At 41.7% G+C, this 23,981-nt stretch carries 20 protein-coding genes, 2 tRNA genes and 2 pseudogenes; 13 read left to right on the top strand and 11 right to left on the bottom strand.

The features are described 5' to 3' along the window. The first annotated feature begins 311 nt into the window (after positions 1 to 311). The 3 genes from V7K89_RS21330 (at position 312) to V7K89_RS21340 (ending at position 1,570) form a co-directional block, all read left to right on the top strand. The gene (locus V7K89_RS21330) at positions 312 to 617 is read left to right on the top strand and encodes a hypothetical protein (RefSeq protein WP_335190642.1); all 306 of its coding nucleotides are present in this window, start codon (positions 312 to 314) and stop codon (positions 615 to 617) included. Between the two features lie 213 nt (positions 618 to 830). After that, a complete protein-coding gene (locus V7K89_RS21335) occupies positions 831 to 1,247 on the top strand; it encodes a XisH family protein (protein ID WP_322674557.1) in 417 nt (138 codons plus the stop codon). Further along, positions 1,235 to 1,570, top strand: a complete 336-nt coding sequence (locus V7K89_RS21340; RefSeq protein ID WP_335190644.1) for a XisI protein — start codon at positions 1,235 to 1,237, stop codon at positions 1,568 to 1,570. The genes V7K89_RS21335 and V7K89_RS21340 overlap by 13 nt, the downstream gene beginning before the upstream one ends. Positions 1,571 to 1,865: 295 nt before the next feature. On the opposite strand, the gene V7K89_RS21345 is transcribed toward V7K89_RS21340, so the two are convergent. After that, a complete protein-coding gene (locus V7K89_RS21345) occupies positions 1,866 to 2,516 on the bottom strand; it encodes a TraX family protein (RefSeq protein ID WP_335190646.1) in 651 nt (216 codons plus the stop codon). Between the two features lie 252 nt (positions 2,517 to 2,768). Here V7K89_RS21345 and V7K89_RS21350 point away from each other — a divergent pair, with 252 nt between their 5' ends. The 6 genes from V7K89_RS21350 (at position 2,769) to V7K89_RS21375 (ending at position 7,156) form a co-directional block, all read left to right on the top strand. Then, positions 2,769 to 3,347 carry a hypothetical protein gene (locus tag V7K89_RS21350; RefSeq protein WP_335190648.1) on the top strand — a complete coding sequence of 193 codons (579 nt, stop codon included), beginning with the start codon at positions 2,769 to 2,771 and terminating at the stop codon, positions 3,345 to 3,347. A gap of 205 nt (positions 3,348 to 3,552) precedes the next feature. After that, positions 3,553 to 3,628: transfer RNA gene (locus tag V7K89_RS21355), tRNA-Val, on the top strand. Continuing rightward, positions 3,628 to 3,702 (top strand) — tRNA-Met (locus V7K89_RS21360). Before V7K89_RS21355 ends, V7K89_RS21360 begins: the two co-directional genes overlap by 1 nt. 642 nt (positions 3,703 to 4,344) lie before the next feature. Then, on the top strand, positions 4,345 to 5,871 hold the full coding sequence (locus V7K89_RS21365; protein WP_335190676.1) for a slipin family protein: 1,527 nt from the start codon (positions 4,345 to 4,347) through the stop codon (positions 5,869 to 5,871). Positions 5,872 to 6,080: 209 nt separating this feature from the next. Then, on the top strand, positions 6,081 to 6,611 hold the full coding sequence (locus V7K89_RS21370) for a hypothetical protein (RefSeq protein ID WP_335190650.1): 531 nt from the start codon (positions 6,081 to 6,083) through the stop codon (positions 6,609 to 6,611). A 122-nt stretch (positions 6,612 to 6,733) separates the two neighbouring features. Then, positions 6,734 to 7,156: a hypothetical protein gene (locus V7K89_RS21375; RefSeq protein ID WP_335190652.1), complete on the top strand. Its 423-nt coding sequence runs from the start codon at positions 6,734 to 6,736 to the stop codon at positions 7,154 to 7,156. On the opposite strand, the gene V7K89_RS21380 is transcribed toward V7K89_RS21375, so the two are convergent. Next, positions 7,147 to 7,284 carry a hypothetical protein gene (locus tag V7K89_RS21380; protein ID WP_335190654.1) on the bottom strand — a complete coding sequence of 46 codons (138 nt, stop codon included), beginning with the start codon at positions 7,282 to 7,284 and terminating at the stop codon, positions 7,147 to 7,149. The genes V7K89_RS21375 and V7K89_RS21380 overlap by 10 nt on opposite strands. 158 nt (positions 7,285 to 7,442) lie before the next feature. Here V7K89_RS21380 and V7K89_RS21385 point away from each other — a divergent pair, with 158 nt between their 5' ends. Beyond that, the gene (locus V7K89_RS21385) at positions 7,443 to 8,279 is read left to right on the top strand and encodes a hypothetical protein (RefSeq protein ID WP_335190656.1); all 837 of its coding nucleotides are present in this window, start codon (positions 7,443 to 7,445) and stop codon (positions 8,277 to 8,279) included. Between the two features lie 397 nt (positions 8,280 to 8,676). On the opposite strand, the gene nifD is transcribed toward V7K89_RS21385, so the two are convergent. The 7 genes from nifD to nifB form a co-directional block, all read right to left on the bottom strand. Then, a complete protein-coding gene (gene nifD / locus V7K89_RS21390; RefSeq protein WP_335190658.1) occupies positions 8,677 to 10,089 on the bottom strand; it encodes a nitrogenase molybdenum-iron protein alpha chain in 1,413 nt (470 codons plus the stop codon). A 158-nt stretch (positions 10,090 to 10,247) separates the two neighbouring features. After that, positions 10,248 to 11,141, bottom strand: a complete 894-nt coding sequence (gene nifH / locus V7K89_RS21395; RefSeq protein WP_334913177.1) for a nitrogenase iron protein — start codon at positions 11,139 to 11,141, stop codon at positions 10,248 to 10,250. A 387-nt stretch (positions 11,142 to 11,528) separates the two neighbouring features. Continuing rightward, positions 11,529 to 11,885, bottom strand: coding sequence for a globin domain-containing protein (locus tag V7K89_RS21400; RefSeq protein ID WP_335190660.1), 357 nt, complete (start codon positions 11,883 to 11,885; stop codon positions 11,529 to 11,531). 317 nt (positions 11,886 to 12,202) lie between these two features. After that, complete coding sequence (gene nifU, locus V7K89_RS21405) at positions 12,203 to 13,102, bottom strand: Fe-S cluster assembly protein NifU (RefSeq protein WP_335190662.1); 900 nt, start codon at positions 13,100 to 13,102, stop codon at positions 12,203 to 12,205. 178 nt (positions 13,103 to 13,280) lie between these two features. After that, entirely contained in the window at positions 13,281 to 14,489 is a 1,209-nt protein-coding gene (gene nifS, locus V7K89_RS21410; RefSeq protein WP_335190664.1) for a cysteine desulfurase NifS, read from the bottom strand. A 95-nt stretch (positions 14,490 to 14,584) separates the two neighbouring features. After that, positions 14,585 to 14,941, bottom strand: a complete 357-nt coding sequence (locus V7K89_RS21415; protein ID WP_335190666.1) for a 4Fe-4S binding protein — start codon at positions 14,939 to 14,941, stop codon at positions 14,585 to 14,587. 116 nt (positions 14,942 to 15,057) lie between these two features. Then, positions 15,058 to 16,503, bottom strand: coding sequence for a nitrogenase cofactor biosynthesis protein NifB (gene nifB / locus V7K89_RS21420; protein ID WP_335190668.1), 1,446 nt, complete (start codon positions 16,501 to 16,503; stop codon positions 15,058 to 15,060). A gap of 1,138 nt (positions 16,504 to 17,641) precedes the next feature. On the opposite strand from nifB, the pseudogene V7K89_RS21425 reads away from it, so the two are divergent. Continuing rightward, positions 17,642 to 17,941: pseudogene (locus tag V7K89_RS21425) on the top strand (Uma2 family endonuclease); the annotation flags it as partial. On the opposite strand, the pseudogene V7K89_RS21430 reads toward V7K89_RS21425, so the two are convergent. Both V7K89_RS21430 and V7K89_RS21435 read right to left on the bottom strand, forming a co-directional pair. Beyond that, positions 17,936 to 18,217: pseudogene (locus V7K89_RS21430) on the bottom strand (IS4 family transposase); the annotation flags it as partial. The pseudogenes V7K89_RS21425 and V7K89_RS21430 sit on opposite strands and share 6 nt — an antisense overlap. 180 nt (positions 18,218 to 18,397) lie before the next feature. Beyond that, complete coding sequence (locus V7K89_RS21435; protein ID WP_335190670.1) at positions 18,398 to 20,002, bottom strand: PQQ-dependent sugar dehydrogenase; 1,605 nt, start codon at positions 20,000 to 20,002, stop codon at positions 18,398 to 18,400. Between the two features lie 373 nt (positions 20,003 to 20,375). Here V7K89_RS21435 and V7K89_RS21440 point away from each other — a divergent pair, with 373 nt between their 5' ends. Continuing rightward, entirely contained in the window at positions 20,376 to 20,657 is a 282-nt protein-coding gene (locus tag V7K89_RS21440) for a hypothetical protein (RefSeq protein ID WP_335190672.1), read from the top strand. A gap of 110 nt (positions 20,658 to 20,767) precedes the next feature. Beyond that, positions 20,768 to 23,911, top strand: a complete 3,144-nt coding sequence (locus tag V7K89_RS21445; RefSeq protein ID WP_335190674.1) for an NACHT domain-containing protein — start codon at positions 20,768 to 20,770, stop codon at positions 23,909 to 23,911. Positions 23,912 to 23,981: the final 70 nt, after the last annotated feature.

Consider the following 23,981-nt stretch of genomic DNA (forward strand, 5'->3'; position numbering starts at 1 on the left):
CTTACCCCTTAATGACCAAACCCCGCCACGAATTACGCAAGCAATTGCAAACTGCTTAACCCACAAGTGTTTCGGTTTTTCTTAGTGCCATTCGTGTATATGCCCTTTCGGTCTTCTCTGTCGAGTCGCTCTATTACCATCCATCCGTTCAATCCCTTGTTGCACAGTGCTATGCAGTCGTTACAGGAGATGACGCCCCTACTTGCCTAGCTAAAGCCAAAACTGCTGCGATTGCGGCAGTCCAGCCACATATTCAACGCTTAAGTGAGCGAACAGCTGAAAAGGCGATTCGTGAAAAGATTTTTCAACATTTGCCTCGAAGAGAACAAATTGCTGATGGTAAGCCCATAAGTATCTCTATTGATGTGGTTAGTGTTGTCACAGCAGAGCGTGAAAGGTTACAAAATGCACTTGATGCTGGCAATTTGATAGAAATCATTTCACAATATCCAATTCGTGAAACGCCTGCTCTAGACAAAATTGCAAAGGAACTTGGGTTTCAAAACCGTGAACAGTATGAGAGGGCTGTACGGAAACTATTAATGGATGACAATGAGGCACTAACTTTTGTAAAATCTCTCTTCGACACGTTGGAATCTGACATTGAGGCAGCATGATTGCATGTAGTGCGATCGCATCCCTCCTATAATGTGCATTGTACTGCACGAGAACACACTCTACTACTGGCAATTTGATACGATTAGCAAAGTGAGCGATCGCTTAGTCTTTTGAGCAGACTGGCGAAAACTTATAGGTCACAACAGGTAAAGGCGTTTACTTTTTCAGCAAAAAGAGTACCATCATGAGTGTAGAAGTATCTAATTTTATCTGTGTCAGCAAAGGACATTTTTCACGAAGCAGTTAAGCAAGCTCTACAAAAAGAGCAATGGGTAATTACAGACGATCCACTCAAATTTAAATTTGGTAACGTCAACTTTCAGATAGATTTGGGTGCAGAAAGACTAGTTGCAGCCGAGAGAGCAGGTGAGAAAATAGCAGTCGAGATTAAGAGCTTTCTGAATCCTTCTGCAATTACAGATTTCTACGGGGCTTTAGGTCAATTCCTCAGTTATCGCTTGGCGCTGAAAGCGACTGAGCCAGAGCGAGTATTATATTTGGCAGTTCCAGTAGATGCCTATCGAACTTTCTTTCAACTTGAGTTCACGCAGACAGCAGTCCAAATATATCAAGTTTTGTTAGTTGTGTACGATCCAGTGAATGAGGTGATTGTGCAATGGATAAAATAGCTAAGTATCGAGAGTATATTCAGACTTTGCTTACTCATTATGCCAGTGACGATGTTTCAGATGATAAGGTCGAGGCTCAACTCATCTTCGATACAGAGCGAGATCATTATCAGTGGATGAATGTGGGTTGGCAAGAATTCGATCGCATTTATCGATGTATCATCCATTTTGATATTAAAAACGGAAAAATATGGCTTCAGCAGAATTTAACAGATCAGAATCCTGCTGAGGAGTTAGTCAAGATGGGTGTTCCTAAAGATGACATCGTTTTGGGATTGCAGCCTCCCTATAAAAGGCAGTACACAGATTACGGCGTTGCTTAAGGAGTTAGCCATATATGCAATGGTGCATTGCGCGATCGCTGATAATAATCTGGGCGATGTCAACAACAGCCTACGCCCACGTACTCTTGGGTAGAGAAAGCAAAAACACCATAGCAAAGCCTAAAAAAACAATCTAGCAAAATTATTGTCCGCTTCACTGCCAGCCCTTATTGATTTTAAAGGATTGGATACCAGCTTTCTTATGCGATCGCTGTTTAGTTAGAGGACTACTTTGCCTCAATCCGTGAAGCCAATTGTATTAAGGTTATCTGTAGAGCAATACAGATAGTTAATCCTATCTAGACTGGATTAAATAATGGATTATACCTAAAATAATTAAATGAGCAGGATAAAACACATAAAACCATCTAGCTCGTGAACCTTGTTTTCCATTGAATTGAAAAACAATGAATCCTGCAAGAATTGCCCAATATTGCACTATATCACTTATAAATAGAGTTACTAAAATAAAGTGAAAGAAGCACCAGTAGAGCAACCATACATTAGGCTTTAGTTTTTCTGTTAGGGACATTAAGAAAATTACTCCAATCCCATATACTCTATATTCAACGCCCAAGCCCTCGGCAACTACTGCACACAAGCCGATAATTATTAATTGCTGCCATAATTGTGAGTAACGCTTGACTAAGCGCAACATCACAAGTTCAAGAAGAAGCGTGAACAGAATATTAAGTGATAAGCTCTGGAAAACAATACTGTAGATTGGTTGAGATATTATTGCTGTAATTAATAGTCTCCTCCCATAGCGGTATGCATTTTGGGTATGTTTTTCGCCTTTAACCAGAAGCCATGCAAAGAGAGGAAAACTGAATCGCCCAACTAAGTGCAAAATTCTTAACTCTGGCATTAGCAAATAGCACACATGATCCATAACCATGAACACTGCGGCTAAAATTTTAATGTTAAAAGCTGAAACTTTAATCACAACGTTACAATTACCTTGGATTCTTTGATATAGAATCCCAAAAATTTTATTTAATTTTATTTATTTAATATAAGAGTTATTCAAAATACTAGCAATTTGATAACATTAACAAAAAGGGCAATGTCTACAATGGGCTGTTACCCTCCTGTGTCGCTCTAAGCATTAGCGTAGCGTCTCATAGAGAAGCTATGCCAAACGGCTTTACGTTACGCTATCGGTGACGCCCTCTTCAGCAGAAAATGCAGAAATACTATGGCAAAGCGTAAAAAAAGCAATCTTCAGTGGATAAAAGAAACGCTTGAACTAAAACCTGACCATCGCTGGGAATCTCCATCAGGTTACAAAATTTTTGTCGCAGATCGGGGGGCTGTTCGCTTCAATGTTCCCCAGAATTGGGTTTTTGAGCCACAAGAAAAATCTTTCAAGTTCATGGATAAAAAACCGCCCAACGATGATTGCTGTCTAGAAGTATCTTTTAATCGTCTGCCACCTAATGACTGGAGCCAGTTTCCGCTAAAATCCACCTTGAAGAAAGTCTTGGAAGACGACAGCCGCAACATCATTGAGAGGGGAGAAATTATTACCGTTAAGCGTCAAACCGCCAGAATTGTCTGGACAGAGATGAAGTTCATTGACACCCAAGAAGAATCACGGGAAGCTTTTTCGCGGACTTGCATTGGTTTGGGGTCGAATGTTCAATGCTTAATTACATTCGATTATTGGGTAGATCAAGCAGAACAATTAATACCTGTTTGGGATGAAGCAATGCGTAGTCTCACATTAGGGTTGTATATTCGTGACCCCATGACTGGTCTGGCTTTCCCTGACTGAAGCCCAAAAATGAATTGTCAGCAGAGGTCAAATTCAGACAATGTATAAAATGGGCGTGGTTGCAGCACCTCATAATTTCTATATGCTAAATTTGGAGCGGGATAGTAATAAAGTTACAAAGCTATAGTTTAGGTTCCATAAACCTAACTGGTGCGCCAACCTTTAGTATGAGCGTATGTCGCCGAGTACTTGAAACTATACCATCGTTTGATTAGCTCAGTTGGTAGAGCGATCGACTCACAATCGATGTGTCACAGGTTCGACTCCTGTATCAAACCCCAGGAAGTTAGCTCACTGGTAGAGCAATCGACTCATAATCGATGTGTTGTAGGTTCGATTCCTATACTTTCCACCAAAAACCCTCGCCCTGGGTACGGGCACCTTGTTAGGGACAAGGCCTCAAAACTATTGGGTATTCAAAAAACCCAATCAAAAAAACTTTTGTTTTTTCTACTCTGTCATGCAGGTATATATAACAGTAAAGAAGCTAGCGCAACTGTATCTCTCCCTAACTTGAGTATGTTCCTTCCTTTTCCTACATCCAGTTTTCCTTTGGGGATTCTGGAGTGGCAAAGGAACGGCATATTTGAGCGCCGTTTTCTTTTTTTAGATTGCCATTGAGCAGTTTGGAAAAAGTAGCAGCAATCTTAATCCAGTTTTGGAGAAGCTTTTGCCCGCACTGAAACTGTAAAAACCTGCACTGGCAGAGTAAATAATTTTTTTGTAGTATGTTAGTAGTACCAAAGGCTAAAATTAATCCTTTAGCTTTTGTTTACGGGGTTGTAAAGCTCAAAGAACCTCAAGATAAATTCTGTTTACTCCAGTAGTTAAGCTGTGAGATACAGGTGGTATTTGAGTTCAAGCAAGGCTATAAATGTGTTGATTGAATCTTCTTAGCTAGTTGCGTTGGCGTAGCCCGTCGTAGACATCGCTACGCCCAACCCAGGCATCGCCTAACTTACTTAAGCTATCACACAAATTATTTATGCAAATTACTATGTGGCAAACGTTTTATATTAAACCTAACGAAATCGGCATCTTATATCACCGCAGTGACTTTAAGAAAATTTTGCAACCCGGTACATATACATATTTAGGTTGGCATTGGCAAGTAAAAATTTATGACCTCAATCAGCCACTAGCTCAGATTGAAAACCTAGAACTGTTGTTGCGAAATCACCAAGCCGAACTACAAGAACACTTATTGATTATCAGAACCGCATTCAATCAAGTTGCGTTAGTCCGCTACGGTCAAAATTGGGTAAGCGTTGCACCAAATAAATTGATTGCTTTTTGGCGTGGTTTTATTGAGGTCGAGTCTCATATATTCAACTTGGAAGAAAGCTTAGAATTACCTAGTTACTTTGTACAGCAATTGCGCTCAGTTGCGTTGAATGGACTCAAAAAGTTCCAAATTTCAGAGTATGAGATTGGTTTGCTATATGTGCAAAATAATTTTGTGCGACCTCTAGAACCAGGAGAGTATGCTTTTTGGTCGGTAGATAGAGATGTTACTGTCAGGACTCTTAGCCGAATTATCCCTAACCCAGACTTTCCCCTGGAAGATGTACTGATTGAAAAACATCCTGACTTTATTGCTGCCTACTGTGAAACCGTGCAATTACAGCCTTGGCAAGTTGCAATTGTACGATATCGAGGTAAAGTGATTTCGATTTTACCACCTACCAGCCGCAAATTATTTTGGCAGGGTGTTGCAGTGGAAATTCTTGACATCAGTGCTGATGCTCAGTTACAGCCTAACTTAGTAGCTGAGTTGGTTGAAGGTTCAACAGAAGTGAAATTGCTCAGTCGCAACTGTTTGCATATTTGCCAAGTTCCCGCCCAGCACGTTGGACTAGTATACATTAATCAAGAGTTTCAAGGACAGCGATCGCCAGGAGTACACGCTTGGTGGTTATTTGGACGCTCTTTTCAAACTGAAACCATCGACCTGCGACTGCAAAATATGGAAGTATCTGGTCAAGACATCCTTTCTAAAGATAAAGTACCTCTGCGGTTAAATTTGACTGCTGGCTTCCGCATACTCGACCCATTGAGAGCAAAAAACGGCTTATCAGATATTTCCGGCTTCTTATACAAAGAATTACAGTTTGCTTTACGTGGTGCGATCGGCGAACGCAATTTAGATACCTTATTAGAGGATAAGGGTGCAATGGATAGAACTATATCTGAATATATCCGCCAGAAAGCCGCAGATTATGGAATTGAAGTAGATTCTGTAGGTGTCAAAGACATTATTTTACCTGGTGAGATTAAGACTATCTTGAGTAAGGTAGTCGAGGCAGAAAAAGCCGCTCAAGCAAACGTAGTTAGACGTAGAGAAGAAACTGCTGCTACTCGCAGTATGCTAAATACTGCCAAAGTGATGGAGGATAACCCCGTCGCACTGCGTCTAAAGGAACTCGAAGTATTAGAGCGGATTGCAGAGAAGATTGATCGGATTCAAGTTAATGGCAGTTTGGATAGTATTTTGACAGATTTGATTCGGATGAATCCGCAATAATTTAGCAAATTAGCCTTCAAAAATTCTCAACTACTAACTTCGGGAGCATTTCACACAGAATCCTTAGACAACTCTACAACAGGGGTAAAATAGAAGTAATTCCCTTTTATAACGTCATATACTCAAAGCAGTACAAAACTATGGCGTACAGCGACTTTACTCTAGAAAAAGCTGCGGCTGTTTTGGGAATCACCACCTAAGAAGCAGATTTGTTTCCCAGGCTTGTACCTCTTTCTATTCCTTCTTGGTTAAATGAAACTTTAGGAAAGCGAACCCAATTAGCTCTGATTAGTGAAAAGGCTCGGAGCGAGTTTATTATTGTACCAATTTTACTAACCTGTCGCGATCTCAGCCAAGATAGCTTGGCTATTTTTTCTGGACAAAGACTTGACGTTGACCCTGTACAGGGTTTGATTGGGGAATGTGATTTTATTTTAGCAATAGCTCCACCTTTACCACCGTTGCGATCGCCAATACTCACTGTTGTGGAAGCAAAGAAAAATGATGTTGAAGCTGGGTTAGGACAGTGCATCGCGCAAATGGTAGCGGCGGATTTATTCAATCGTTCATCTGGACAAGCAGAAATACCCGTGTATGGATGCGTGACAACAGGAGAAGTATGGCAGTTTCTGCAACTTTCGCAAAAAGTTGCTTTGCTTGATAAGCAAAGATATTACTTGGATAACGTCGGAGCAATTTTGGGAATTGTACAGACAATTGTTCAGAAATTCAGTAGTTAATTTGTGTAATACTTGGAAGAAATAATCTAAAGCTTAAACCTAGATAAAACCATCATTGGAAATTCCATGATTCATAACGTATTTTTTGGAACAATGATAACCACAATTTAACGTACTGAAAGATGAGCCATTTTCTAACACTTGTGATTGTTGATCGCACGGAACCAAACCCAAGCAAAAAGGCTAAAGAATTGATGCTGCCATATTTTGAAACGGATGAAGATAATCCATCTTTGCAAGCAAAATGTGACGGATTTGCTATTGGTGGTCAGTATGATGGCATAATTTGGGGTAAGGAGCAGCATTACAATCTCAACCCAGAAGAATTTCAACGTCGATACGGGCTAGATATTGTGCAATCAGAAGACAATATTCGTCCTATCTCTGCTCTAATGTGTGACTTAGTTTCATACGCTATCGTTACGCCTGATGGAAAGTGGCATGATCGTGAAGGAAAGTCCAATGAAGAATGGCTAGAAAAGTTCCGAAGTCTTTTACGCCAATATCAAGACAATATAGTGGTTGCGATTGATTGTCATTGTTGATTAAAGGGATTTTGGCAAAGTACCCAGATTGTTAATAGAGGATTGGAGGGTTTAATGCGATCGCCTAGTTTATTGCCGAGTGAGTGCGATCGCCATAATCCAGTAGGGTGCGTTGTCGCAAAGCGCAACGCACTATCATATCAAACATCCCAAATATCAGACACAAATTGAACCTTAGGATAATAGTCAAAATTTTTTGGCTATTTGCCTATTTGCCAGCTTTTACAGAATTAAGTTACTTTAATGTTATTTGCTCGTTCATGCTATGGAGTATTAGTGAAACAGAATGACAGCTATTGCTATTTGGTTTAATAACGAAATGCCTGAAAATCCTTCTCTTTGGGTAGCTTCAGATAGCCGTGTGTCCAAGAATAAAAATTCAACTCTTATTGATGATGCTGCAAAAGTATTTGCGCTGCCAGTAGTATGCAGGTTTCCTAGTGAAGATGGGTTTCTCTCACAGATAGGTTACTTTCACACCTATGGGTACTGTTTTGCAGGCAATACTCTGCTAGGTCAAAATACATTTCTAGCATTAATGCCTCTTTTAAGTAATTTAGAAGCCAATCAACCATATACCCCTCAAATGGCTGATGTGGCGCATTTTATCTGGGAGTATTTAGGTAGAGCCTTCGATGATTACAAAGTAATAGCTTGCGAGAATTCAGCAGTTGAAGTTGCTTTATTTGGGTGGTGTCACGTCACTCAAAAACAACATATTTTTCACTACTATCCTGATAAAAACGACAATGCTTGTTATGTACTACAATACAGAGACTACACTGATCTAAATGAAAAATCTTTTGTGTATCTTGGCGATGATAGTAACAATATGACACAGAAAATTCAAAAAGCCCTTGATGGAGACAGTGAACCTGGTAGACCTCTCTCAAGAATTCCTCGTTACATTATTGAAGAACACATTCAAAATAGTGAATACAAAACTATTGGAGGAAATTTACAGCTAGGTATCGCTGATCGGTTTGGATTTCGACCATTTTCTATTTGCAAACCGAGAGTTCTTGGAAAGCCGGAAGCTTATTTCAGTTATTTAGGGTACGAGCTACATCAGGATATAACGAGCGTTGGTCATGCAAATGTTAATCTGCCTGGAATGGTTTAGAAGTTCACGACCATAACTCAGACGAGCTAACAATTCAAATGTAGGGGGCGGTTGAGAGTTGCTAGTGGTTCATTTGAGCTTACTTGCCACCACTTATGTGAGCCGTTAAAGCAAATTTAGCTTTGGCATACCCCAAATGAATTATTCTTGCTTTTGCTAATTGCACCCCCCATTCCTCAATCATCATATTGTTAAGTGAAAGCGATCGCCCCATTTAATCTAAAAAATCGTCATTAAAAATAGTCTTTTAACTTACAGTTTTTCTTTGAGCAAAATGCGTTTAAAATCTCAAAACCAAACAGAATAAGAGTTATATTATCTGAAGTATCAAAACAGATTGTTACCGAATAACCCTAAAACTCGCATTTAGGCTAAAAATTGATTGTTTTTTCTACTGCTATAGTAAAAAACTTGCCTGACTTGACTTGTAAGAGCGATCGCTAGGTTCGGAGTAATCCCAAGAGTGCATTTGACGGAAAGGAAGACCCATCTTTTGGAAGACGTACTTCTCTTTCACACCAGAAGCTACGAGGTCAGGCTTCAGCGCTTTGATAAATTCCTCGAATTCGTAAGCGGTAACGTCGTCATAAACGATGGTGCCGTTTTCGATGTAGTGAGTGGTACGTTTGTAGTCATCGTTATGAGCGAACTCATAACCTGTACCAATCATCTTCATACCCAAATCTTGGAAAGCTGGGACAACGTGGCGAGGACGTAGACCACCAACCATGATGGCAACAGTCTTACCTTCCAAGCGGGGACGATACTTCTCAAGAATCGTATCCATTGTGGGCTGATACTTGGCGATGACCTTCTCAGCATTTGCTTGGATTGTTTCGTCAAACTTGGAAGCGATTTCCCGTAAGGATTCAGCAATCTTGGTGGGCCCGAAGAAATTGTATTCTAACCAGGGTATACCATAAGCTTCTTCCATGTGACGGCTGATGTAGTTCATCGACCGGTAACAGTGGATGAGGTTCATCTTCACATTGGGGGTCATCAACATTTCGTTGATGGTGCCATCACCTGACCACTGAGCGACTACGCGCAAGCCGAGTTCTTCTAACAAAATGCGGCTCGCCCAAGCATCACCACCGATGTTATAGTCACCAATGATGGCTACATCATAAGGGGTGCTTTCAAACTGAAGTGTACCGTCTTTCTTGGCTTTGTCGGCTCTGGTGAATACCCAGTCACGAACCATGTCGTTAGCGATGTGGTGTCCCAAAGATTGGGAAACACCCCGGAAGCCTTCGCAACGCACAGGTACAACTGGCTTGCCAATTTCTTTGGATGTTTTCCGAGCAACAGCTTCGATGTCATCCCCAATTAGACCAATGGGACATTCAGATTGAATGGAAACACCACGGTTGAGGGGGAAAAGTACATCAAGTTCTTCGATCAGCTTGACAAGTTTCTTGTCACCACCGAAAACGATATCTCTTTCTTGGAAGTCAGAGGTAAAGTGCATGGTACCAAAGGTGTCAACACCTGTGGTGCCGATGTAGTAGTTACGACGACCAGACCAAGACCAGTAACCACAACCTACAGGCCCGTGGCTAATGTGGATCATGTCCTTAATAGGACCCCAGACCACACCCTTAGAACCAGCGTAAGCACAACCACGAGCGGTCATTACCCCAGGAAGAGATTTGATGTTAGACTTAACGCCGCAATCGGACTTACCTTCTTCGTATACTTTTAGGTGTTTTTCCCGCTTTTTAGCGGCTTTTTCTGGATAAGCACTAAGAACTTCTTTAATTAGCTCTTTTCTTTCTTCGATGACGTTTTGATTTTCTGGAGGTGTCATATTTAGTTAGCCTCTGTGACTCTTAAGGATCTAGACATAGGGGGACTAGGAGTCCCCTTTGGAGTTAGGGGGGATGTAAGCGAAAGGTGAAAGGTAAAAGGGAAGATATGAAACTCTTCCTTTTTCCTTGTGCTAAAGCGTTATTTCTTAGCGGCGACTTATGCTACAGGAGCTTCTTCAGCAGTCTTACCAACCAACTTGGCAGCATTTTCCTCGCTTTCGAGAATACCGAATTCAATCAACAAGTCTTCTAGTTCTTCCATTTCGATAGGTGTAGGAATAGCCAGATTTTTGTTGTTGATGATCTTGGTAGCCAATGTCCGATATTCGTTAGCTTGGTTGCTTTCTGGTGCGTACTCGTTAACAGTCATCCGGCGTAATTCTGCGTGTTGAACAATGTTATCACGGGGTACGAAGTGAATCATTTGGGTGTTCAACCGTTTTGCCAAGGTTTCGATCAATTCGTGTTCCCGGTCAGTTTTACGGCTGTTACAAATCAAACCACCTAAACGCACGCCACCTGTGTGAGCATACTTAAGAACACCACGAGCGATGTTGTTAGCAGCGTACATCGCCATCATTTCACCAGATGTAACGATGTAGATTTCTTGTGCCTTACCTTCGCGGATAGGCATAGCGAAACCACCACATACAACGTCACCCAATACGTCGTAAGATACGAAGTCTAGGTCTTGGTAAGCACCATTTTCTTCTAAGAAGTTGATAGCGGTGATGATACCACGACCGGCGCAACCTACACCGGGTTCTGGACCACCAGATTCTACGCAACGAACGTCACGGAAACCCTTCAGCATCACTTCTTCGATTTCGATATCTTCTACTGCACCACGTTCTGCGGCGAGGTGAAGAACGGTTGTTTGAGCTTTGCTGTGTAGCATCAAACGGGTGGAGTCAGCTTTAGGGTCGCAACCGACGATGAGGATGCGTTGACCCATTTCTGCCATAGCTGCCAAGGTGTTTTGGGAGGTAGTAGATTTACCGATACCGCCTTTACCATAAAAAGCTATCTGTCTAATGTTTTCGTCTGTCATGGTTCGTGTTTCCCTGCAATTGGTTGGTTAGTGGGTATGCGCGTTTGTCAGTTGCGTTCACGCCAGTTGAGCGACAGTAGTGAGCGCGTGTAGAGCATCGTTGGTAGCGTTGGCATAAATGCCTGCTGGGGGCGATCGCTCCACAGCTAAAATGATTGAAAGCAAGTACATATATTTCCTAGTTAAATTTCTTTTCTTTTTGTTTTTTGTTGTTGAAGTTCTGAGCGCCGATTTCCGGCGATCAGACTTCCCTCTTTGTCATTTGTCATTTGTTTTGATAAATAACAAAGAAAATTACGCAATTTACAAATACGTCATAATGTGTCTCAGCTTGCAAGATTCAATAGGACTTGATGTTGTTTGTCAACAATCAATGCATAAGTCCTATTACTTGTTCAAAATAGCGCCCTTGAAATCTGAGATGCGCTCTAGTGCAGCTTTGGTGTCTTCTGGCGACTCTCCACGCACAGCCATTGATTCACCCAGGAGTTTTGCGATCTCATCGAAGTGTTGTTGCTGTAAATTCAATCCTGCGTGGGTTTTGTCCATTGGACGACCGGCGTATTGCTTTGGCCCTTCAAATATTTGAGATAAGAAAGCAACTAGATGATTACGTTGCTTCACCATATCTGTACCAGCAAAAATGGGATTGAGGAGGCTGTCTGTGGCAATGCGTTTGTGGAGTTCATCTACTATTTGTTCAATAGCTGATTGTCCACCAAGTTTGTCGTACAATGTACTCATATTCTATTCCTTTGAAGCGAGTTAGATGATGAAATTTGCTTTTTAGGCGCTTAATCTCTTCGCCTATATGCCGTTAGCCGTCATAGTGATAGGACTGATACCAATTCGTAATTCGTAATACCTTTGGGGGAGCAATCCTTCGGGTGTTTACATAATTAGTAATTAAGAAAGCTTGATTTCAATCTGTATCTTTCTTTTGGCGAATTGGTATGAAGCATTGAGTGGAGACAATGATTCAATTCAAATCCTACTTTCTGTTCCTGGCTGAATGCATATTAGGGCGTATTTGTAGAGTACGTTAAGTCCTACAGCAATTCCTAAACTGCTTCGACTACAAGGCTCTTGCTGACACGATCTTGTAATCTGGCTTCGATCGCAATTTTTAGGGTTGCTGTACTACTAGAACAGGAACCGCAAGCACCTTGCAATACAACTTTAACGCGATCGCCTTCTACATCATAGAGTTCTACATCTCCCCCGTCAGCGATGAGTACGGGTCTAACTTCTTCATCGAGAACCTTTTGAATTAGAGCAATCTTTTGCACGTTGGTTAGCGATCGCTCTTTGGACGTAACAATTTCTGTGGCAACTTGTACGCCGTAATTGTTGAGAGCAGGTGAGGCGTATTCCTGTTGAACTGATTTAATTATATCATCAATGTTCGCCAAACAGGAACCGCATCCACCACCAGCTTTCACATAATTTGTTACTTGTTCAGCACCAGTGAGATTATTTTCTAGAACGACGCGGCGAATTCTGGACTCGCTGATGCCAAAGCAACTGCAAACTAACGCACCTTCATCGTCATCATCATGAGTAGCTAGAGGAATGCCACGATAATTGTAGATAGCGGCTTCTAGCGCTTCTTGTCCCATGACAGAGCAATGCATCTTTGCTTCTGGCAAACCACCCAGGTAATCTGCAATGTCTTTGTTGGACACTTTTAGGGCTTCATCTAAGGTTAAACCTTTGACCATTTCCGTTAATGCACTAGAAGATGCGATCGCACTGGTACAGCCGAAGGTTTGAAAGCGAGCATCGAGAATCTTATCAGATTCTACTTCTACTTTCAGGTGCAATCTCAAAGCATCGCCGCAAGCAATGCTACCGATTTCTCCCGTTGCAACCTTAACTCCAGCTTCGCTTGTTTCTTCAATTTCTCCCTGATTTTTGGGATCGTAAAACAGTTCTAATACTTTATCGGTGTAGTCCCACATAACGAATTTTAGATTTTAGATTTTGGATTTTAGGCGTTGCATAAATGCAGGATGAATTGGCGGTTGAAACCATTGAAAACTCGTTACTAAATCCAGCTAAATCATCCCATTATTCAGCAACGCCGGATTTTAGATTGGGTATTGGGAAAATTCTTACCTAATCCCTAGTCCCTAGTCCCTAGCGATGCGCCAGTGCTTGTTCTTGTCCTTGCAGCCAACCTGCATTATCATTTTTAAAGGGTGAGAGGGCGCGTAAACGTTCTATAATACTGGGCATTACCTCTATCACTCGATCGATTTCAGCTTCTGTGGTGTAGCGACAAAGACTGAAGCGGATGGAACCATGCAAAGTTGTGTAGGGTAAGCCCATTGCCCGCAGGACGTGGGAGGGTTCCAGAGAACCGGAGGTGCAAGCAGAACCGGATGATGCACAGATACCGTATTTGTTCAATAACAGTAGAATTGCTTCACCTTCGATGTACTTGAAGCCGATATTTGTGGTGTTTGGCAATCTCTGCGTAACGTCACCGTTAACTACACAATCGGGAATTGTCGTAAGTAAAGTTTGTTCGAGGCGATCGCGCAGCCTTCTTTCTCTTGTGGTCGCTTCTTCTAAGTGTAACAGTTCTAGTTGGGCAGCTTTGCCCAAGGCGATAATTCCTGGAACATTCTCTGTTCCCGCTCTCCGTCCGCGTTCTTGGTGTCCCCCAAGAATGAAGGGACGGAACCGAACTCCGCGCCGGATATATAAAGCACCAATTCCTTTCGGGCCATGCAACTTGTGACCAGACAGGGTTAACATATCCACGGTACTAGTTTTCATATTTAAGGGGATTTTTCCCACTGCTTGCACCGCATCGACATGGAAGATAGCGCCATATTCTTTTACGCGCAACCCAATTTGCTCAATCGGGAAAACCGTGCCGGTTTCATTATTAGCATACATAATTGTCACCAGGGCGGTGTTACCCGTCAAGGAAGCTTCTAGTTCATCTAGATCCAACTGCCCTTGATGATTTACTGATAGATAGGTAACAGTGTAACCTTGGGTTTCTAATTGCTTGCAGACATTGAGTACTGCTGGATGTTCAACTTGGGTGGTGATGATGTGTCGCTTTTCTGGTTGCGACAACAGTGCGGCTCGAATCGCCGCGTTATCTCCCTCAGTTCCACAACTTGTGTAGACAATTTCTGATGAGTCAGCTCCCAGGATGGCTGCAAGTTGTTCTCTTGCTGTTTTCAGTGCTTTACCGACTTGCCCACCAAAGGTATGCATACTGGAGGGGTTGCCGTAATAGTCTGTGAGATAAGGTAGCATTACCTCTATAACTTCTGGGTCTACCTTAGTGGTGGCATTATTATCGAGATAGATGCAGTTATTTTGCATTGTTGTTTTCAATTACGAATTACGTTAGCGAACGCGAGTGCGTCTCGTAGAGAAGCTTTAGCGACGAAAGAGCGTCATTACAAATTACGAATTACTTAAACTTCTGCTTTCATTGATTGGGGTTGACGCTTTTGCAACTGTTGTGAGTATGTCTGGCTATAACGGTCAAACCAACGTTCCCAGTAATCTTGTTTATTTGTTAATTTAGCAACTACGCGGTTGTAATTGGCAAACCAGCCTTCCCAGTAATCGCTAGGCTGCTTAACGCAACCGTCACAGGTAGGACAACCAGCTTTACACTGAGGCACGGTATGAATGCTACCAACGCAGTTTGTACAAAGTTCAGGGTCAATCCAGTGCTGTCCGTCAATCACTTTAACTGCATTTGTGGGACATACAGATAGACAGAGATTGCAGGAAATACACTGGCTAGTAAGAATTTTGTAAGCCATGATTTATTCTCCTTTTTTGGGCAAAGGGCATCGGGCATTAGGCATTGAGGATTGGGTTTAGGGCAGGGCGTTAGGGATAATTCTTGTCCTATACCCCATGCCCTATGCCCTATTCCCTAATTCCCTAATTCCTTAACGTATTGCTCGTAAAACTCCAAAGCAACCTTCTCAATCACGTCGTAAGCTTCAACACTCTGTATTCCAGCTTTTTGCAATTTTTCTTGAGGACTGTTACCAATCTTGGAGACTAAAACTGCTTTGCAATCTGCGATCGCTTTCATTATATGCTCAAAAGAAGCTTCCTCGCCGTATCCACCTTGGCAGTATTGGTCAATTTTACGATGACCGACAAAGCAAACTTCGTTTCCATCCACTTCGTAAATTTGGAATTCTTTAGCATGACCGAAGTGCTGGTTAACCAATCCGCCGCCTTTGGTTGCTACTGCAACAAGGACTTTGGGATTGTTGGCAAATTTCTTGCTGGCAAGCGCTTTGTCTTTGGCTACTTTCAGTTCTTCTTTAAACTTCTCAATTCCTTCGTGAACGGTAGCGCGTTGTTCCATGTCGTATTCTGGAGTCATTTCCAAGAACTTCTCTTTAGAAAATTCTTGGCTGCGGTCTTCTCCCAATAATCCGACTGCATCGGCACGGCACTGGCGACAGTGACGCATCATTTTCATGTTACCAGAGCAGTTGTCTTGAACTTCTTTGAGTTCTTTAGGTGTGGGGCCGCGTTGACCGGTTAAACCGAAGTGTGTGCCATGTTCTGGTGCAGAAATCAATGGCATGATGTTGTGCAAAAATGCACCTTTTTCCCGAATGACTCGATTCACTTCAATTAAGTGCTGGTCATTAATTCCAGGAATCATCACGGAGTTGACTTTGCACAAGATGTCAGCATCCTTGAGGGCTTGTAATCCTTCCATCTGTCTTTCGTGGAGAATTTTTGCGCCTTCAAGACCTCTGTAACGCTTGCGCTTATAGTGAACCCAAGGATAAATCTTAGCACCGATCTCTGGATCTACTGCGTTGATAGTGATCGTAACGTGATCTATATTTAATTGTTTAATGCGATCGATGTAATCCGGCAGCATTAAACCATTGGTTGATAAGCACAGCTTAATATCTGGTGCTTGCTCTGCAATCAACTCAAATGTACGGAAAGTCTTATCTGGGTTCGCCAGTGGGTCGCCAGGGCCAGCAATTCCCACAACTGTCATTTGGGGAATCTTGCCGCCAATGACTAAAGCTTTGTGTGCTGCTTGTTCTGGTGTTAGCAATTCGCTAACTACTCCAGGACGGCTTTCGTTAGCGCAATCATATTTGCGGTTGCAATAGTTGCATTGAATGTTGCAAGCAGGAGCAACTGCAACGTGCATCCGGGCATAGTGGTGATGAGCGTCTTCGCTGTAGCAGGGATGTTTCGCAATGCGTTCTTGGAGCTTTTCGTCCCTTTCCACGGTGGCGCTGCTGGTGCTGTCGCAGCCGCAACCACCTGATTTTGCTTGGGTTGGCGATTCCGTGGCGTTGGAGTTGAGGAGTCGTGTAGACGGTGATGTCATTGAGTTTCGCAAAAGGTCGGTGGACTTGGCTGCCACTGTGGGAGATGCTGTTGCTACTCTCTATGCCTAGGAATTGAAGTCGCGTCTTCCACACTGCCTGCAAACCCTTGGGTTCGGGCGACTTGTTTTCAAGTAAGGCAGGCGATGAATCTTTAGATGTTCGGCTGGTGTGTGTCAACGTTCGGTTCTTGGGTAGAATTTGTGCCCTGAGCCGCGACTTCTATTCACTTCAGGCATGGTGCTATGTCATCCCTCCACTCACTCTTCGCTTTGTTTTTTTTCAGAGCTTAGGTGATTGGCGATATAAGATTTATAGCAGCCCTCTCCCAGCCAGATGTTGCGTCTGTCTAGGATAGAATTTATTGGATTTATTACTTTTGTACTCAAATAATAAAATCCCTAATTCTTCAAGCATTACAAGAATTAAAAAAGTTTTTTTCAGGTAGGGGTTCTAGTATTTTTTGGTTGGGGTTCTAGTATTTATAGATGGGGGTTCAGGATTTCTTTGTACTCAGCTACAACCCAATCCTAGCAATAACTTTAACTAACTTGAAACTAGGTTTGGGTTATTTAAATGTGTACTCAAATTGCCCTCAAATTTTTTCAAAAGCAATAAATGCCAAGGGTTTGAGGGTGAAAAACTGGAGTAGTTTATATCGTTCTACTCCACAAACGTGCAAAATTCAATTCTGTATCTAACATATCATTTTTTTGAGGGTAAAAATGCAATTCATATTTTTTTAATTTTTACTTTGACAATGATATTCAATTGTGGTTCTAAGTCTTGCTTGGTAAGCTATGTGAGCGACTGGAAATAGAGGCGTTGCTGCACATTATTTTCAAAAAACTTAACTTTTAACTTTTTTTCTTTATTCCCACAATCAGGAGATGGCTAAGAAATTCTCAGATTTTGTGTTTGAGAGAAACAACAAACTATAATCTAACATGATTGAGCGATCGCAATGAATTTTCTGAATTGCTCACTACAAACCTTAACAAAAAACTCACCCCCTTCTTGGTCAGCAAGAAGAAAAGTTTAAAGTCTTTCTTCTTTTAGGAGAGAGGTTTTCCAGATACCGTTCTTTGTTGCTGATACTATTTAGCTACAATCAAACCAAGCGTGAAAAAATCTTAAGTCATAATCGTCATTTCCCAACAGCCGCCAAAAATGACCGTTGAGGAATATCTTGAATGAGAACCTCAGCAAGACCTTCGCTACGAATATACCAATGGCGAAGTGTTTGCCATGACAGGTGGTACTATTCCCCATAACGACATTGCACCAAATCTCTACAGACCTTTGTACCCTCATTTGCGTTCCAGGGGTTGTCGAGTGAATGTGTTAGATGTGAAAATGCAACTCACAGCCCAGAGCCGCTACTATTATTCTGATGTTATTGTCAGTTGCGACCCTGAAGACCTGAATGCCCGCAAGTACTCGTTGCACTTCCCTTAATCCGGCTATCTGCCGATATACCAAACTTAATACTACTACCATCATTACAGGCAATGTTAGTATCTGCGATGCCTGCGCCGGGCTGCGCCTACGCAGTTTTTTTTCGTCCTTGCCTGAACGTAACTTGAGTCGCTTGAAGCTGGCTGGTGATCGCAATGAATATAGTTGTTTTTCAATTTCTTCGATTGGCGGCGCTGGTACATGTTTTTGTTGCCGCAGGTCTGGGTTGCCTTTTCGCGCTGAACGTTTTGTATTCATAATGTATCACTAAGAACATCAATTAAGATGTTCTTAGATTACATCTTATGATTCCTTTTTGCTTAAGTTGACACCAATGAGCATTGCTGTGCCCTTACGACAGATGTGGTTCAAATACATAAAGAAAATTGCTGTAAAGGATTAAATCCAAAATTTAAAATCTAAAATTTGGTGAGTGTGCTACATAACCTCCATAAACGAGATGATATTATCAAGGCCATTTCTAAGGGATTTATAATCACTACCAGTATAATCACGGCATAAACCACCAGTTTCATGTTGGCACACACGTACCCCTGTACCCGATGGTACACTTAATGAACTAATAGTGTGATTACCAACAATATTTAAGTCACCTTGGTTGGCTTTGTATATTCCTGAAGTCGTAGCAAAAGACTGGGAAATTCTGCCAAAGTTAGGGTCTGTGTAAGCCTTAACCTGTAGTGACGGCGTGTAGGAAAGCTTATAGATAGTGCCGCTGTAGTCATCTGAAATTAACAAATTACCTTGTTGGTCTACTACCATATCCACGGGTCGCCCCCAGGTTTCTTGCGTTGCTGGAACTACCCAACCGGTGACTAAATCTATCTCCTGCCCTGGAGTCTTTGTCGTACTGTTCCAGGGAAAGTAAGCTATTCTGTAGCCCGTTTTCTTCTGCCGATTCCATGAACCATGCAGCGCTGTCATTACTCCATTTGAATATAGGTTGGGAAAGTTGGTATTTTGTAAGAATGTTAGTCCCAAGGGAGCTGAATGGGCTTGGATACCTTTGCTAATTTTGTCCATTGCATTACAATTAACCTTTCCATCACCATTGAACTGATAGTCCCAGTCAAATAACATATTGTTGAGGCTGTTTGACCTGTCAGAATTGGGATTGCAAAATGGCCAACCGTAGTTACCGCCATCTCGGACTTTCGTGAACTCCTCTGGTGGCTGGTTGTCTACGTAGGAGGGGACAATCTTACCGTAATTGCCACTGCTATCTTTGAAGGGATAGGCAATGTTATCTCGATTATTAACGACTACCCAAAGGTCATTTGTGCCAGGTAAGAATGCTAACCCTTCAGCATTACGTAAACCTTGGGCAAAAAGTCGCTGATTGGTTCCATTAGCGTTGTATTGGTAAATTGCACCGCGTTTTGGAGTACTGACAGTATCTTCTTTACAAGCATTGCATGTAGAGGCGATCGACACGTATAGTTTGTGGTTGCCATCAAGTGCGATATTTTTCAGTTCGTGACCATAAGCGCCTTTGAGTTCTTGTGTGCTGTTGTCTGGTAAGCCAGTTACAACGATTTGACGATTTTTCGCAATTAAGTCTCCAGTGTTGTAGATAAAGCGGTTAATTTGATGACTCTCAGAGATATAAATGTATGTAGTGTTGTCAATCTGATGAAACACAATGTCGTGTGGTTTGCGTAGACCCGTCACGAAGTCAGAAATAATTGGGTCTTTACTGCCATTTGACCGGACAATTAACACTTTACCAGAACTGGGCTGTGATACTAGAAGATCCCCATTGGGAGCAACTGCCATAAAGCGAGCTTTGTTAATGCGAGCATAAACAGAGACGGAGAAATTGGGCGGCACTTTCAAGTAACGGTTAGTATTAAAGGGCCAAGAGGTCATTGTACTAGGCACTTTTAGCTTGGTTTCAACAGATGCAGCGGGTGGTTCGCCGATCGCTGCGGTGGTAAGAACCTCTAAGGACATCAAACTAATTAGCGATGCAGATAGTATGCGTTCAAGTATCTGTGTTGGTTTTAGAGTAAATGCAACCATTTGGAAACTTCCCTCTATCTTGGTAGTGATCTATGTTACACATAATTCTCGGCTAGCCAATTTTACCGAGAGTCTGAACAAAGCTAACTCAGAGGTATTATTTTTTTTAAATACTTAAAATATCTTTATCTACTGCTATTTTTTCTAACTCATCAAAAAATGGGTGAACCGAGAGTTGTAAAAAAGGCAGAGCGATCGCACTTTCCAACTAAGATAGTCCTCAAGCTAGCCTCAAAACCATTATGCAGAGGGTCTTAACAGCGTTCTTTCCCAGTTAAAAAGCCAAGTTTTTGTTTGAAAAACCCAAGGCTGAAGACTTGCTTTTTCTCAAATAGTGGTGATTGATTGCACATATCCCTTGGTATAACTGGCTGTGGCTCATGGTTGTAGCGAGAGTGAGCGTGCTGTGGGGGAAATTGCGATCGCATCTCAAAACTCAAATAAATGGATTAAGTATGATAATACCGCTCCTCAGCAAATGGGATATGGCGATCGCCATATCGTGGAGGAGTTTCTAAAATGTAATTTTATTCAGCACAGAGTTGACGTAGTTCGACAAAAGCATCTGCGAGGGAAGAGACTTTTTGTTGCTGATGCCAAGCAAGGAAATCTTGGAAAAATTCAAAGTCTCTCTCCTAAAAGGAGAGAAATTTAGAGATAGGTTCTCCGATACCTGTGATATTTCTGCGATCGCCCTGAAATCTGGAAACATTACTCTAGCTAGTGGATATACTCGTAATCAAACTTTCAACAGAAGCGAGTATTATGCTGGACTGGTTAGCTATTTGGGGTGTAACTCAGGCCGCTGGGTTGATTTTTAAACCCATTCTGGAAGACTTAGCCAAGGATGCAGCTAAAGATTGGGCTAAAGATTTATTAAAAGGCATCCCTGGCAAGATTTTCCAGAAACTTAAGAAGGAAGACATAGCAATCGCTGCTGGTAAAGCGTTAAAGGAATTTTTGCAACTCATGCAGCAGCAGTTAAAGGTTCGTTGCAAACTTGTTGAAGCTGAGATTAAAGAGTACACCAAAGACATCCAGAAATTTATCAGCGATAAGTCGGTTACAGAAATTCTTGGTCAGGCTTTTGATATTAATTGTGAATCTCTAGACGCTAAAACCCTAGAAGATAGTTGGAACAGGCTGCAATTAAAACCTCTGCCATCTAAGTTTAACTGGCAATCATTTACAGAACAGTATTTTACACAAGTCCAAGAACTTCTTTTAGATTCAAAAGATTTACACCATATCCTAGAATTACAAAAGTTGTCTGATATTGAAATAAATACAAAAGAAATTGCTGGTGTTATTGTAGATTTTAATTTAATTAAATATCAAGAAGGAATCCGTGAGCGCTATGGCAATCTCAAGTTAGATAGTTTAGATACTAGCGGCTATGCCTATAACGAACTTAAATTATGGCGTATTTTTACTGCTCAAAATGTCCGGGAAGCTCATCAAGTTTTACCACAAGTTCACGAACTGCCTAAAGAACATCTTAGACGGCTGCGAGAAAGTGACCAAGTAGAAGCTGTTGAATTAGAAGAATTAGAACGCCACAAACGGGTTTATATTGAACAGCCGATCCGTTCAGTTTTAGATGTTGTCAATAAAAAGCAAGATTATAAAAATCTTGTGATTTTGGGCGATCCTGGTTCAGGTAAGTCTACTTTGTTGCAATTTCTGGCTTTGAATTGGGCAGAGTCTCCACTGGATAATGTTATCTCATTACCAATTCCGTTGCTAATTGAATTACGCACTTATATGCGGCGACGGGAAGATAAAGAGTGCAATAATTTTCTCGAATTCTTCCATCAATGTAGTGGTGCAATTCATCATCTCAATCAGCTTGAACTAGATAAACAATTAAAAGCTGGTAATGCCTTAGTGATGTTTGATGGTTTGGATGAGGTATTTGACCCTGGTAAGCGAGAGGATGTAATTACTGATATTCATCGCTTTACTAATGACTATCCTGATGTGCAGGTAATTGTCACTTCTCGGATTATTGGCTATAAACCGCAACGATTGCTTAATGCTGAGTTTCGCCACTTTATTTTACAAGATTTAGACTCAGAACAAATTCAGGATTTCATTAACCGTTGGCATGAGTTAACTTTTACCGATGCAGTAGAAAAAGTAAGAAAACGGGAACGGCTACAAAGAGGAATTGCAGCTTCCAAATCTATTGCAGAATTGGCGGGAAATCCTCTGCTGTTGACGATGATGGCAATTCTAAATCGAAATCAAGAGCTACCAAGAGATAGAGCCGAGCTTTATAATCAAGCATCACGGGTACTGCTGCATCAATGGGATGTGGAACGCGCTTTGATAGAAGATCAGAGGTTAGATCCTAAGACGATTGATTATAAAGATAAGCAAGCGATGCTGCGTCAGGTTGCTTATCTTATGCAAACTGGTGAGAAAGGTTTGGCTGGTAATTTAATTAATGAAAATGATTTAGTCAAAGTTCTGATTGATTATCTCAAAACTATAGAATTTGATAAACCTAGAGAAGCTGCGCGGGTGATGATTAATCAACTGCGGACTCGCAACTTTATGTTATGTTTCCTGGGTGCAGATTATTATGCTTTTGTGCATCGGACATTTTTAGAATATTTCTGTGCTTGGGAGTTTGTCTGGCAGTTTAAAGAAACGCAAACGCTGACTATTGAGGAACTTAAGAATGAAGTTTTTGGCAAACACTGGCAAGATGAAAGTTGGCATGAAGTATTGCTGCTAATTGCGGGAATGATTGAGCCAAGATTTGTTGGCGAGATTCTTGATTATTTAATGGCACAAGATGGCGAAGAGGAAAAGTTTGTTAATCTTTTTTTAGCGGCTAAGTGTCTTGTAGAGGTGAGAAATCGCTCGGTGATTACGTCAACAGCTACTAAATTACTTAACCAGCTAAAAGATTTAACTAAATATGACCTCTGGTACTATTACATCCTCTATAACAACAAAGAAGAAACTCAGCTAGTTCAGAAAATTCGGACTCAAGCGATTATAGCAATTGTAACGACCTGGCAAGAATCTCCTGATACAAAAACCTGGCTCAAAGAATGCGCTACCCAGAATGATGACAACTTTGTGCGAGGTGCAGCAGTCCGAGAATTAGCTCAGAATTTCAAAGATGACCCCGACACGAAAACCTGGCTCAAAGAACGCGCTACCCAGGATGATGAGAACTTTGTGCGAGGTGCAATAGTCCGAGAATTAGCTCAGAACTTTAAAGATGACCCTGACACCAAATCCATTCTCAAAAAAAGCGCTACCCAGGATAATCACGAAAATGTGCGACGTGCAGCAGTCCAAGAATTAGCTCAGAACTTTAAAGATGACCCCGACACCAAATCCATTCTCAAAAAAAGCGCTATCCAGGATAATCACGAAAATGTGCGAAGTGCAGCAGTCCAAGAATTAGCTCAGAACTTCAAAGATGAACCCAACACCAAAACCTGGCTCAAAGAATATGCTATCCAGGATGTTCACTGGAATGTGCGACGTGCAGCAGTCCAAGGATTAGCTCAGAACTTTAAAGATGACCCCGACACCAAATCCATTCTCAAAGAATGCGCTACTCAGGATGATGACTTGAATACGCGAAGTGCAGCAGTCCGAGAATTAGCTCAGAACTTCAAAGATGAACCCAACACCAAAATCTGGCTCAAAGAATTTGCTATCCAGGATAATGACTGGTTTGTGCGAGGTGCAGCAGTCCGAGAATTAGCTCAGAATTTTAAAGATGAACCCAACACCAAAACCTGGCTCAAAGAATGCATCACCCAAAATGATCATGAGTATGTGCAAGGTGTAGCAATCCAAGAATTAGCTCAGAACTTCAAAGATGATCTCGACATCAAATCCATCCTTAAAGAATGCGGGCGTTGCATAAGTGCGGGATGAATCAGGTTAACACGGGTATTTTCCCGTACTTCAAGTAATGAAGTAATAATCGAATTGAATACTTCAGCAT

Origin of the sequence: Nostoc sp., from assembly GCF_036917515.1 — a bacterium.
Classification (GTDB): Bacteria; Cyanobacteriota; Cyanobacteriia; order Cyanobacteriales; family Nostocaceae; genus Nostoc.